Origin of the sequence: Leptospira wolbachii serovar Codice str. CDC (genome assembly GCF_000332515.2) — a bacterium.
GTDB lineage: Bacteria > Spirochaetota > Leptospiria > Leptospirales > Leptospiraceae > Leptospira_A > Leptospira_A wolbachii.
Genome location: NZ_AOGZ02000016.1, coordinates 140,111 through 153,170, shown reverse-complemented (window position 1 = coordinate 153,170; position 13,060 = coordinate 140,111). Strand labels below are relative to the sequence as shown.

Here is a 13,060-nt window from a genome sequence, read left to right as displayed (position 1 = left end):
CACTTACAAGAAATAGTAGACCGATCATTCTATACTTTAAATTCTTGTGTTTATGAGACACAGAGATATTCTTCTGGAATACAGAGTAAACCCCTTATGGAATTTTTTAGAACAAACGTATGGGTTCGAACAAGCCTTTCGTATGTTTAAACCCTATGAAGGTGCCAACATCCTGCCAAAACTTGTGGATCAAAACACCATGGTGGTTACTATGCCACTCATACTATCTAATACGAACTATGTAGGAACACATTTCGGAGGATCCCTTTATTCTATGTGTGATCCTTTTTTTATGTTTTTACTGATGATGAATTTGGGAAAAGATTATATGGTTTGGGACAAAGGGGCAAAAATTGATTTTGTCAAACCCGGAGAAGGTACGGTCACTGCTACCTTCCATATCCCAGATAGCGAATTTGAAGACTTAAAAGAACTATTAAAAAAAGAGAAAAAAACCATTCGAACTTATGAAACCGAAGTGGTCGGCGAAGATGGTAAAACCGTCGCCAAAATTACAAAGGATTTATACATTCGAAGGTTGGTATAGAACTCTAAAATTGGATTCGGTTGTTTCCATCAAACCCAGACCTGGGCAATCGAAATTCCAATTTGGATCTAGACTTAAGTCGAATATAAGATGCCCCCTTGGGACATTCTCCAGACCAAACATATCCTTGTCGAACTTCAGAAAATAACTCTTGTTTTATGGTCGTTCGATCAGAATTCAAAAATAATACTTCTACTAAAGGGCTTTTATTTGTGGTTTCTAAAAAGATTCGACCTGTCCTAGCAGAACCAAATTCCGAAAGTTTCCATTCCCAAACCTTCCCGTGAAATTCGTATTCATAGTTAGGTGATCCTGGAGGAAGAGTAGCTGCCGTTTGGTATTCTTTTAGTTGGTTTTTCCGAAACTCAGATCCAATTCCAGAATCCCAAAACCTTTGCGAATAAAAAAGTGCATAGTTCAAAGGAAGGCCGACAGAAAGGATGAGGAGTAAGGGGGAAAACCAAATTGTCTTTCTGAATTTATCAAAAGACTGAGAGTATCCAGTCCCTTTTTCCCCGAGAAGGATTAGATAAAAACAAAGAAAAGCCCCATCCGAGTTTTGGAACTGAACTCCAAAAAAAAGGGGAATCAGGAGTAGTGATGCCTGTTTCCAAAGACCCCTCTCCCACAAAAATACTCCGATATAGAACAAAAAGACAACTGCACCAAGAATCCCTAAGTCATGTACCAACCAAAGATAAAAGTTAGGTGGGAAGTCGATCAGTATGCTAGATGTTTTAGTTCCAATGCGGAAAGGATCGAGCATAGCAAGTGGGAAAGATCCAATTCCATTTCCGAGCCATAGATTGTTTTTGATTCCTTCCACGCAGATGGTCAGTAGTTCTGCTCGAACCAAATCCATTCGTTTGAGAGCTAAATATGGGTCTGATTTCCAAACCGGAAAGGCAGTCATGGTTCTTTTGGATAACTCAACTAGGGCCAGGTCCTTTTGTAAAAAACTAAGTCCATACAAAGTGAGAAATCCAAGGACTGGAATGAAAAAATACAATGCGACTCGTATGATTCTTTTTTTTGTGATAGAAATGATCCACAAATCGGTTGTTAGATGAATTATTCCGATAGCATTAGAGATGGTCCATACCACCCAAAATGCTTTCCCTTGTTTCAATCCAAGCCAAGTCACAAATAGAAAAGAAACAATCGCGAGCGCCAAACTTAATCTTTCTTTGGACTTACGCCAGTTGGTGATCAGTTTCGTAATCCAGAGTAATGAAAGGACGGGTAAGACCCAAGAAGCAGAACCTGAGTCTTGCAGAAGTCCCGTGGTCCGGCCTGCACTTACACTTTCTAAAGTCCCTTCGGAAAAAAAATCCAAACTCCAAAGGGATTGGATCGTCATCATTAGTAGATTGATTCCAAGTCCTAAAAAAATTCCGAACCGAATCTGCTCCGACAAACTATCCTTAGACGGTGTAGGCATAGACCTTTCTTCAGAAAACAAATACAACACCACAAAGGAAATAGGAACGAGAATCTTACAAGAAAGGCCCATGGCTTCTCTGGAAGAAAGAGAGGGAAAGTACAAGTACTCCTGGATACCAAGGCCTGTAACCAACCCAAGTCCTTGGTATTGGAAAAGACAGAGTACAGTCAAAATAAAAAGAAAAAGAACAAAACCAAAGTAGGTAGAATACCAAATCGGCAGGATGGATTTCCCTGTGGGGTTACGGATCATCCAATCGGTGAGGATTTGTTCGGATTGTTTGGGAAGAGAGGTTTCATTCCTACCTAGAAGGACAAGGATGACCTCCCGGCACCAAATCCCAAGGATGGCGCCAAGAAACAATCCCACAAGCTGGTAAGAACCCACCATGGGCAGTCCCGACATATAGGGAAGCCGAAGGAAAATGAAAACCCCAAGGCCAGTGAATATCCGTCCCCACTTCCTCTGATAGAATTGAGGAAAAAATCCAAAGGCAAATTGCAGAAAAAAGGATGGATAGAAGGATTGAGCCGGTACTGGCTCCACATACCGATGGAGGTTCCAAACGGAGAAAGTACATAAGAAAAAGAAAAGGATATCTGAAATAGGTAAAGAACGCAGGCGACCTAGAAAACTCACGATAGAAAGAGTTTAGAGCGTGGCGTGGCGAATCAATTGTAAATTTAAAAGAATTGGGAGAATTCGGGGTGGGTTTAAAGAAAAAGAATAAAGGATTCTCTTAATCTAGAGAATCCACATCCATTCCGGTCGCAGGATAAGCAGACAAAGAATCCATGCGGTAACCAGCACGGTTTCGGCTTTTCGCCATTTGTTCTGCAAATTCTACAGTAAATCTTGTCCACGGGAGCGCCTTGAGCCTTGCAATAGGAATTTTTTTCTTCGTTCCTTCGCAGATCCCATAGGTTCCGTTTTCAATCTTTTCTAACGCAAGTTCGATCTCACGTAGAGTTTCAATTTCGTTTTCAGTCAAAACAGAAGTTAAGGCCTCTGAATTGAGTTCGGATGCGATGTCCGCAATATCCCCCATCTCCTTCAATCCAGAAGGAGAACTGGTGTCTTCCCATTGGTTGAGTTTGATGAGAAGCGACTCTTTTTTCTCTTGGAGGAGCTCACGCACCTCTTCGATGAACTTTTTGTCGACTCCCTTCTCTGAAGATTTTGCAGCTGGTTTCGGCATCTTATCCCTTAGACTTTGGATTCCTTGTGATCAGTATGTGATTTGCAAAATTTGCAATATTTTTTAGTCACAAGTTTTTCCGACTTAGTCTTCTTATTTTTAGTCTGGAAGTAATTTGACCGCCCAGGTATCGCACATGGGACACAGGTTAGTTTTATGATTTCTCTCATAATTTATGCCATGACGTACCGACCCCATATATAGTCAATCGACAATAGCGGGTTTTTTCGGTTCCTTTCTGAAATAGGTCGCAAATAAACTTCCCAAGAGCGAATGAGTCAAACTCGATAAAGCACTAGGAATGGCGGTGCTCGGATCTAGAAAGTGGGTCCGAGCCAAAACCGCCCCGAGCCCGGAATTTTGCATCCCCACTTCAATCGAAATGGTTTTTGCCGTTTTGGGATTTTTGGTGAGATAAAAGCTAAAGATCCCTCCCAGTCCAAACCCGCCTAGATGCAAAAGAATCACCGCAAAAAAAATGCGAAAGTCCGATTGGAGGATGGTTTCTTTTCCACTCGCAATGATAGAAGCCACAATCATCGCAATGAGTAAAACAGAGAGAACCGGAAAGAAATCCTGAATCTCTTTTGTGAGTTTCGGGAAGAGTGACTTTAAAAACAAACCAAGAGCCACAGGAACTAAGATCACTTGGAAGGTAGTGATCACAAGACCCAAACGATCGATCTCCAACCGACTGCCAATGAGAAGGGCCACAAGAAAAGGTGTCATAAGGATTCCAAGGATGGTAGAGACAGAAGTTAAAGTCACACTCAAAGGAACATCGGCTTTCGATAAGAAGGTAATGACATTGGAGGCAGTTCCCCCAGGACAACAAGACACAAGGATAAGTCCCACTGCATAGGGTTCTGGCAATTGGAATACATAACCTAACGTATAACCAAGAACTGGCATGATAGTATATTGTAAAACCGTTCCAATCAAAATAGGTTTTGGCTGTTTTAAAATACGAACGAAGTCCTCTGCCTCAAGTGTCAGTCCCATCCCAAGCATAATAGCACCGAGGCTATACGTGATCCAAGAACCTTGAAACCAAATGATCTTTTCTGGATATATAAATCCAATCCCTGAGATAAGAAGTAAAACCAAAGGGAAGGCATTCACGATTTGTTTAGAAATTTTTGTGAACATATTGGATGGATAAACTCTTCGCTTAACTTAAGCTCAAGTATTCTTTTAGGGCATCTCTCACTCGGACTACATGTTCTTCTTCAATCGCAATATGAGGTGCCATTCGGAGCCTACCCAACCGCACAGCAGTTGTGATCCCTTTTTGTTTTAAGAAAGATTGGATGGCTTCTGGTTGGAATTTGGAGGGATCTTTATGACCCGTGATGGCAAGAATCCCTGTTTTAATAGTGGGAAAAGCATCCGATTCCAAAGAAAATCCAAGTTCATGGAGAGCTTTTTTAAAAAGATCCGCAACTTCATAGATACGATCTCTCACTCGAGAAAATCCAAGTGTCGACAACATCCGAAGGGATGCATAAAAATAAATCCAATCATTGAAATTGATGGTACTTTGTTCAAATTGGTCGGCGGCTGGTTTCCATTCATCTCTATAAGGAAAATAACTGGAATCGTTGACCACACTCGCTTGGCCTTTGAAAATAAGCTTAAATCCTTTGGATTCTTCTTTGGATAAATAAACAACCCCAAGTCCTAAGGGACCGAGTAACCACTTCCAAGCAGCAAAGGCACAAAAAGCCACTTTGATTTTTCCAAAATCGAGGGCAATATGTCCTACGGCTTGGCTTCCATCAATCACAAGTTTGGTGTGATGGTTCTCACAAAGTTGGGATACGGCTTCCAGATCAAAAACCACACCTGTGCACCAATGAACAGGTGATAGGCTAAGGATATATACATTCCCTTTTTCTAACTCCTGTTTTAGATTGAAAAGAAATTCTTCGGGAGTTTTTCCCACGGGGATAAATTCTAAACTGACTCCCTTCTCTTTCCAATGTTCCCAAGGATACACATTACTTGGGTATTCGTTCTCCAAAACTAAAATCCGTTTCCCTTTTGGAATCTGGATGCTATGGGAATAAAGATTGATTCCTTCACTTGTGTTATGTACGATTCCTATCTCAGAAGGATCACAAGCGAGAATTTCTGCAATATATCCACGAATGGAGGCTTTGATCGCAGGTTCGGCAAAGTTCGGAGCAAAGATACCGTACTTGGCATATTCCTGAAAGTAGAGATTCATCATCTCGATGGCATAAGTGGAGACAGGTGTGGTTCCGCAATAGTTCAACCAAACAGAATCAGCTTGTACAGGAAAGTATTGGGAGATCCCTTTCCAGTTTGCAAAGGGAGGAAAAGAGGGAAGTTCAGAGTGATTAGGAAGCATTCAAAAATAGAAATATCTGAAGCGACAGAAGAGAAAAGTAAAAAAAAATGGAACCGTGCTCTCTTCTCGGATTTACCTCTCACGGTCGGCGTTTAGTCACAATATCGCCCTTTTCCGCAAACTCATTGGACCCAAAACCAAGTTTACTGCCATCATCAAATCCAATGCCTATGGGCATGGACTCCTCGCCACGGCTTCCATCGCCCTCGATGCTGGTGCGGATTATTTGGGGGTCAATTCTTTAGAAGAGGCCTTATCCATTCGCAAGGTTTTTTCCAAAGCAACAGTTCTCATTATGGGGAGCATTCCCAACTTAAAAGAGAGAAAGGAGTCTCTCGCCGATGAAAATTTTTGGGTGATGGTCTCTCGTGTGGAAGAAATGGAAATCTTAGCCAAACTTTCCCCCACTCCCAAAATCCATTTAAAAGTCGATACAGGAATGTCAAGACTGGGAATTCCAACAAATAGTGCCGAAGTCCTTGCCAAAGAAATTTTTGAGAAAAAACTCCCTCTTTCTGGGATTGCCACTCACTTTGCGAGTACAGAAGATTTTACAGAACATAGTTATTCTATGTTACAATTGGGAAGATTCCAAGATACTATTGATACATTCGCCAAACACGGGTTTATTGACCTAATTTGTCATTGTGCTTCTTCTGCCTCTGCAATGTTATTTTCGGAAGCAAGGATGGATTTGGTTCGTGTGGGGATTTCTCTCTATGGACTTTGGCCAAGTCTAGAAACCAAACTTTCTCTCTCTCTTATGAAAAAAGATGTAGGGATGTTGAAACCAGCACTTACGTGGAAAACACAAATCCAACACATCCAAAACCTAAACCAAGGAAGTTTTATTGGTTATGGGTCCACATATAAGACCACTCACGATACGAAATTGGCAGTTGTTCCCGTCGGATACTATGAGGGACTGGATCGGAAACTATCCAATAATGGATATATGTTAGTTCGTGGTGAACGTGCTAAAATTTTGGGAAGGATCTGTATGAATATGACTATGCTCGATATCACACATATCCCAGATGCATCCATTGGTGATGATGTAGTCATTATCGGAAAATCTGGAAACGAAACCATATCAGCAGATGACCATGCGACTTGGACGGGAACTATCAATTATGAAGTGGTAACAAAAATTCTAGGATCCTTTCCCCGCATCATAGAAGACTAGAGGATTTATATGTCAGAAAGACAAATTTATAACTGGAAAAATCATAGACTCACTTATGTAAAACATAAGTCACTCAATCCCAAGTCCAAAGAGACAATTGTTCTCATTGGTGGTTGGTGTTCGGCGGCAGGGTATTGGGGTCTTAACATTCCTTTTTTTCGTGAACTAGGAGATGTCATTGAACTCGACTTAGTCGGTCATTATCCGGCAGAAATATTTGATCAAAAAAAAGGTTTAACCCTCCAAGACTTTTTAGAAACACAAGCACAAGGAATTTGGGCCTCTGCGGGAGAAAAGGACATCACACTCGTTGGCCATTCTACTGGTGGGATGGCGGTCCTTGCGATTGCTTCTCTATTCCCACAAAGGATCAAACAAGTGATTTCCATTGCTCCTTTTGTTCATGGTCCAGTTCCTGGGATTTTAAAAATCGGAGTGGTCGGACTTCGTGCCAACTTAGGTAGTTTTTTCGATTTTGGATTTAAAGTGGGGAAATCTCTCCCAAAAGCCTTACAAATTGGATTTTCCTATGGTGTGTACGACTCTGCAGCCTTCCATGCAAGAGAAGAAATCAAACAATTCTTAAAAGAATATAACCCACAATTTGAATGTTTGAATCCAAGACAAATCCTTATGATTCTTGAGATGTTAGATCGCACTGACATTCGGCCCATTGTGTTTGGAAATAGAGTTCCCACCCTCATCATGCGAGGAGAAGAAGATCCCATCATCCCAGGAAAGGACGTAATGGAATTAGAAAGAACCACTCCTCATGTAAAAGCAGTTTTATTTTCTGAATGTGGACATTTTGTACACATGGAAAAACAAAAAGCAGCAGAAAAAGTGATGAAAGACTTTATCCTAATGAAAAAATCTTCAACGACAAAAAAATCTTTTTTTTAAAACAGACGATGGTTCAAACTCGGGAGTTGATTTCTAATATCGCTTAACTTTTGTAAGTCGATATCGGCAATGGCAAATCCTTCCTCATTGTCTATTTCATCTAAAATTTCTCCCCAAGGGGAAATGATAAGAGAATGACCAAAGGTTTTGCGTTTCCCATGCGGGTCATGGATTCCCGTTTGCCCCGGCGCTAACACATACATAAAATTTTCGATCGCTCGAGCTCGAAGTAATACATGCCAATGCGCTTCTCCGGTGGGGACAGTAAAGGCTGCCGGCAAAAAACATAACTCTACACCCTTCTCCGAAAGACTGCGAAATAGTTCTGGAAATCGAATGTCGTAACAAATTGCCGAAGAGATTTTTCCGTATTCTGTTTGGATGACATCGGGAACCTTTCCTCCACTTTCCGTGGAATTAGATTCACTATAATTGAATCCATCACCTACAACTGCGTTGAAAAGGTGGGCTTTATGATAACGAAATACTTCTTTTCCACTTGGGTCAGTAATGACAGCCGTGTTGTATACTTTACCAGTAGGAGCCTTGGTCGGGAATCCTCCCCCCAAAAGGTAGATCCTCAAGTCTTTTGCTGTCTCTTTTAGAAAAGCGGTCGTCTCCTCTTCGATTTGACCGAGGAGATTTTTTTTCTCCGATTCTGTTCCCATAAAGGAAAAGTTTTCAGGAAGGCCTATGACTTTGGCACCAGCACTGGCCGCCTCTTCCACAAGTTGCCTACACTTAGTTAGGTTATTTGAGACTCTTGCTGTACTTGTGACTTGCACTGCGGCGGCTTTAAATTTCATTATCATAAATGAGGTCTTTTATGAACCACCATTCTGAAAAAATCAATCATATCTTGGAAGCTCTTCCCTATTTGATCAATTATTCGGGGAAAACCATTGTCATCAAGTATGGCGGGGCTGCCATGGTGGAAGAAGAATTAAAAGCATCTTTTGCTGAAGATATTGTACTATTGAAGTATTTAGGAATCAATCCCGTTGTTGTCCACGGTGGTGGCCCAGAAATCAACGCTCTGATCAAGTCTCTGAACCTGAATACTCAGTTCATTCGTGGCCATAGGGTCACAGATGAAGCCACCATGGAAGTGGTGGAGATGGTTCTTACGGGAAAGGTGAATAAACAGATTGTTTCTCTCATCCAAGAAAAAGGTGGAAAACCAGTTGGTCTATCGGGTAAAGATGGCGGACTTGCGATTGCAGAAAAGTATCTGATGGAAGTCGAAGGGGAAGACGGCAAAGTTCAAAAAGTGGACTTAGGACTTGTGGGAGAAATTGCGGAAGTGGATCCCAAAATTTTATTCACCTTACAACGTGAAGGTTTTATTCCTATTATCTCTCCTGTCGCCATGTCAAGAGATGGCCAAACACTCAATATCAATGCTGACACAATGGCAGGTGCGATTGCACAAGCTCTCCATGCAGACAAACTCATTTTACTCACCGACACACCCGGCATCCTCATTGACGGCCAATTGGTAACGGGTCTCAAAAAGGCAGACATTCACAAATATATAAAAAGTGGACAGATCTCTGGTGGCATGATACCTAAAGTAGAGTGTTGTTTGGGAGCGATTGACTCAGGAGTCAAACGAGCCCACATCATTGACGGTCGAGTTCCCCATTCCGTCTTAATTGAAATATTGACGAACCAAGGGATTGGAAGTTTGATCGAACAAGGATAGATTCGGATGCCTACAAAACTACTGACATTAAGTCTGATTTCAGACATTACAAGCCGAATCAACTCTCACGAAGATTTGGACACTCTACTCAGCGAAATCATGGGTATCACCCGCGATGTTCTCCAAACAGAAGGATCTTCCCTTCTTTTATATGATAAAGAAAATGATCAGTTAGTGTTTAACACAACCAGTGGATTAAAAGAAGAGTCCCTTGCTCACCTAACAGTCCCAAGGGGAAAAGGGATTGCCGGGATGGTTTTAGAGACTCTCAAACCAGAAATTGTCAACGATGCTGCCAATGACCCAAGGATATTCAAAGCCATTGATCAAAAAGTGGGGTATGTTACAAGAAATCTTCTCTGTGTTCCCATGATTGCCCAAGGAGAAGTACAAGGTGTACTGGAAGCTGTAAACTCTCTCGACAATCGTGATTTCAATCATACCGATATCAAAATTTTAAAGTATCTATCTAACTTAGCAGCCATTGCTGTCAAGAACCGACTTCTTATCGACAACCTAAACCTACGAGCCAACGAACTCAATTGCCTATTCCAAATTTCCCAGGCCCTTGCTAACATCCAAAGTTCTGACGAATTTATGGATCTTGCGGTCAAAACCATTTCAGAAGTTTTACAAGTGGATAGGGTTTGTCTCAACTTCGAAAAAATTGAAAAGAAAGGCCTTCCTAGATCCAAATCCAAAGGTTTTTCAGACCAAATCCATGATGAAGATGTAGAAGTTTTACTCTATGCTGATAAAGCCGATTGGATGTTCAAAGGATTCAAAATTATTTCTGCAAACTCCCCCCAAGGAATCCAACTCACACACAAAGGGCTTTTCCAACACAGTCTGATCATTTTCCCCATCCTAAAAAACAAAGAATGGCTCGGTTCCCTAGTGGTATCTGACAAAACATCTCGCACTCGATTCGATGAAATGGACATTCGTATTTTACGAACCCTTACCAACCAAGTCGGGGAAGCTTATACAGCATTGCAAGTGAAGATACAAAGTGAACGTTTAAAAAACATAGACCGCGATATGCAAGTGGCAGCTATGATCCAGAAACACTCACTGCCCATCATTCCGAAACAATACTCGCTATTAGAGTTTGATACCTACTACCAAGCATCAAGAGAAATTGGTGGAGACTTCTATGATATGGTAGTCCATGGAAAAGATGAAGTCTCTGTGATCATTGCCGATGTTTCAGGAAAAGGAACTCCTGCGGCACTCTTTATGGAATTTTCGAAAACAGTATTGCAACAAGAAGTTTCGAAAACCACTTCTACTAGCGAAGCACTCTTCAATGCAAATAAAATCTTACAGGACAAATCAGGTTTCCTTATGTTTGTCACTGCTATGCTTGTACGGATCAATATGACTAAAAAAGAATTAACCTATTCTTCCGCAGGTCATAATATGCAAATCATCTATCGTAAAAAACATCATAAAATCCAACACCTTTCTGGAAAAGGCCAACCGATGGGAATTGGGAATTGTGAATTTTCCGAACATACGGTGAGTTATCTCCCTGGGGATTTGTTAGTTCTATACACAGATGGTGTGACAGAAGCTATGAATATGAAAGAAGAACTCTTCTCGGAAGAAAGGTTAGAGTCAGTGATTCTATCTCATATCAATGATCCACCAGAAGTCGTGAGACAGGCCATTTTACAAAAAGTAAGTGAATTTGTGGGCGAAGCAGAACCCCACGATGACCTATCTCTCTTTATTATTCGTCTAAACTAATAATAAGGAGTTTTTATGAAACGCATTCTATATGCAATAGCAGTGACCTTACGATTGGATAAACTGCATAAAGCCATGTTAGATGCTGTTATAGAAACACGTGTCAAAAACGCGCTACAAACATCTGACAAATTACGCAAAGAACAAGATCGTTTGCGAGAAAAAGATTTTCGCAAACAACTAGATGACTTACAGAACAATCACAACAGCAGTTTTGAAAATTATAAACTGGAAACTGAAAATCTAATTCGAATTTTTAAAAACCAAATCCTGGTAGAAAAAAAAGAAGTTCTAAAAGAACGAGAAGTAGTTCGGGAAATGCAACGCCAAGCCATGATCCGCGAAAACAGATTCCAACACTATATCTTACGATTCAAAGAAATCTTATTTGTAAATAAAAAGGTGGTGGAATCCATCCAAAGTCTTGTAAAAGTTGAATCCAACATCGAAGATCTGTTATACGAAATTGACAACTACGATGAAAGCAAATTCATCAAAAAACCAGAAATGATTTTGGATACTGAGTTTCTAAAAGAACTCCACCAAAAAGAGGAAGAGATCCGAGACAATATCCTCAAGTTCCAAAAAAAAGTGGAAAACAGCTGATCTAAAAAGATCAGCTCTTCGCCTTCATCACATTCGGCTGGCCAGTCGAGGCAAGCAGTGCTCGCCATAAAGTACTTCTCTCTGGCCGAAGGACCTTTCTTTCGGCAATCGCTAAGGAAATTGGCATGACTGTAAACACATTGTTCCAAATTCCCACCACACAACCCGTTCTACCGGCAAAGGCAGCATGCACTGCGTTCTGAGCGAGAAATCCACAGAATACAGAGTCTTCTGCATTGGCAGGAACGGAGCGAATGATATAACTTGGATCTATATATTTTAAGTTGAGTGCGACATTTTCTTTTTTGAAGTATTCTGTGATTTTATCCTTAATAAAAATCCCAATATCCGCCAACTTCTTGTTACCCGACTGGTCTTTTTCACCCTTGTCTTCAAAATACTTTTGACCAGCGCCTTCTGCTACAATGATTACCGCATGTCCTCTTCTTTGTACCCGTTCTTTCAATACAGTAAGAAAGGCACCCTCTCCTTCTAAATCAAAATCAAGTTCAGGGATGAGTACAAAATTTACATTTTTGGAAGCAAGGGCCGAATTAACCGCAATAAAACCGGAATGTCTTCCCATTAGTTTCACAAGTCCAATTCCATTGGGAGCCCCTTTGGCTTCTTCGTGAGCGCAGTTCACTGCTTCCACCGCCTTACTAAACGCAGTCGAGAAACCAAATGTCTTTTGAACATAATTGATATCATTATCAATCGTTTTTGGGATTCCCACAATGGCGATGTCTTCTTTTCGTTTGCGAATTTCCGCTTGGATGGCCTGAGCTCCACGAAGAGTCCCATCCCCACCGATACAGAATAACATCTTCACTCCATAAAGGCACAATGTATCGACCATATCTCCAATATTTTGATTCCCACGAGAAGATCCTAAAATGGATCCACCGAAGTTCATAATGTGAGCCACTTTGTCGGGTGTGAGTTCCACGGGTCTATGCCCAAATTTTTTGACAAGACCTTCATATCCAAAAGGAAATCCCAAAATACGAGGCACTTTGTACCGGTAATGAAGCTCCATCACCAAAGCGCGAATGACATCGTTGATTCCTGGGCAAAGACCCCCGCAAGTGACAATGCCCGCAGTGACCTCTTCCGGACGAAAGTAGATCTTCTCTTTGGGACCAGCTTGTTCAAAAAATACAGGGCTGGTCTCTACAGTCTTTTTGGCATCGGCATGACCTGAAAATATAGTTTGGAAAAGTACGACGGAGTTGTCTTCCGTCCAATAGTCATACCCTGCTGGGTTTGGGATGGTACAGGGACCAAATTGTTCAACCTTGGTATCGTTTTCATTCATCGGTTAAACTTATAACAAAAAAAGAGC

13 protein-coding genes are annotated in these 13,060 nt (G+C 41.2%); 6 read left to right on the top strand and 7 right to left on the bottom strand.

Translation table 11 applies throughout. The features are described 5' to 3' along the window. The first annotated feature begins 52 nt into the window (after window positions 1–52). Window positions 53–547 (top strand): DUF4442 domain-containing protein, encoded by a 495-nt coding sequence (locus LEP1GSC195_RS18175; RefSeq protein ID WP_015682901.1) that lies wholly within the window; start codon window positions 53–55, stop codon window positions 545–547. 4 nt (window positions 548–551) lie between these two features. Here the strand turns inward: LEP1GSC195_RS18175 and LEP1GSC195_RS18170 are convergent, their stop codons facing one another. The 5 genes from LEP1GSC195_RS18170 to LEP1GSC195_RS18155 all read right to left on the bottom strand — a co-directional run bounded on the left by LEP1GSC195_RS18170 (window position 552) and on the right by LEP1GSC195_RS18155 (window position 5,563). Then, complete coding sequence (locus LEP1GSC195_RS18170; RefSeq protein ID WP_015682992.1) at window positions 552–2,537, bottom strand: hypothetical protein; 1,986 nt, start codon at window positions 2,535–2,537, stop codon at window positions 552–554. 193 nt (window positions 2,538–2,730) lie between these two features. After that, window positions 2,731–3,189: a TraR/DksA family transcriptional regulator gene (locus LEP1GSC195_RS18165; protein ID WP_015682815.1), complete on the bottom strand. Its 459-nt coding sequence runs from the start codon at window positions 3,187–3,189 to the stop codon at window positions 2,731–2,733. Window positions 3,190–3,197: 8 nt separating this feature from the next. Further along, a complete protein-coding gene (rpmG, locus tag LEP1GSC195_RS19625) occupies window positions 3,198–3,359 on the bottom strand; it encodes a 50S ribosomal protein L33 (RefSeq protein ID WP_081431684.1) in 162 nt (53 codons plus the stop codon). Window positions 3,360–3,393: 34 nt separating this feature from the next. Continuing rightward, complete coding sequence (locus LEP1GSC195_RS18160; protein ID WP_015683030.1) at window positions 3,394–4,338, bottom strand: bile acid:sodium symporter family protein; 945 nt, start codon at window positions 4,336–4,338, stop codon at window positions 3,394–3,396. 22 nt (window positions 4,339–4,360) lie between these two features. Next, window positions 4,361–5,563, bottom strand: coding sequence for an aminotransferase class V-fold PLP-dependent enzyme (locus LEP1GSC195_RS18155; protein ID WP_015682862.1), 1,203 nt, complete (start codon window positions 5,561–5,563; stop codon window positions 4,361–4,363). Window positions 5,564–5,618: 55 nt separating this feature from the next. Between LEP1GSC195_RS18155 and alr the strand changes: the two genes are divergently transcribed. Both alr and LEP1GSC195_RS18145 read left to right on the top strand, forming a co-directional pair. Beyond that, window positions 5,619–6,749, top strand: coding sequence for an alanine racemase (gene alr / locus LEP1GSC195_RS18150; RefSeq protein WP_015682943.1), 1,131 nt, complete (start codon window positions 5,619–5,621; stop codon window positions 6,747–6,749). Between the two features lie 9 nt (window positions 6,750–6,758). After that, entirely contained in the window at window positions 6,759–7,652 is an 894-nt protein-coding gene (locus LEP1GSC195_RS18145) for an alpha/beta fold hydrolase (RefSeq protein WP_015683034.1), read from the top strand. Here the strand turns inward: LEP1GSC195_RS18145 and LEP1GSC195_RS18140 are convergent. After that, on the bottom strand, window positions 7,649–8,458 hold the full coding sequence (locus LEP1GSC195_RS18140) for a carbon-nitrogen hydrolase family protein (RefSeq protein WP_015682994.1): 810 nt from the start codon (window positions 8,456–8,458) through the stop codon (window positions 7,649–7,651). The two genes, LEP1GSC195_RS18145 and LEP1GSC195_RS18140, sit on opposite strands and share 4 nt — an antisense overlap. 20 nt (window positions 8,459–8,478) lie before the next feature. On the opposite strand from LEP1GSC195_RS18140, the gene argB reads away from it, so the two are divergent. From argB to LEP1GSC195_RS18125, 3 genes are read left to right on the top strand one after another with little or no spacing between them, the layout of a single operon-like run. Beyond that, window positions 8,479–9,357, top strand: coding sequence for an acetylglutamate kinase (argB, locus tag LEP1GSC195_RS18135; protein ID WP_015682916.1), 879 nt, complete (start codon window positions 8,479–8,481; stop codon window positions 9,355–9,357). A gap of 6 nt (window positions 9,358–9,363) precedes the next feature. Further along, the gene (locus LEP1GSC195_RS18130) at window positions 9,364–11,109 is read left to right on the top strand and encodes a SpoIIE family protein phosphatase (RefSeq protein ID WP_015682876.1); all 1,746 of its coding nucleotides are present in this window, start codon (window positions 9,364–9,366) and stop codon (window positions 11,107–11,109) included. Window positions 11,110–11,124: 15 nt separating this feature from the next. Continuing rightward, the gene (locus tag LEP1GSC195_RS18125) at window positions 11,125–11,715 is read left to right on the top strand and encodes a hypothetical protein (protein WP_015682938.1); all 591 of its coding nucleotides are present in this window, start codon (window positions 11,125–11,127) and stop codon (window positions 11,713–11,715) included. A 10-nt stretch (window positions 11,716–11,725) separates the two neighbouring features. Here the strand turns inward: LEP1GSC195_RS18125 and LEP1GSC195_RS18120 are convergent, their stop codons facing one another. Further along, a complete protein-coding gene (locus LEP1GSC195_RS18120; RefSeq protein WP_015682858.1) occupies window positions 11,726–13,033 on the bottom strand; it encodes an ATP-dependent 6-phosphofructokinase in 1,308 nt (435 codons plus the stop codon). Between the last annotated feature and the right edge of the window lie 27 nt (window positions 13,034–13,060).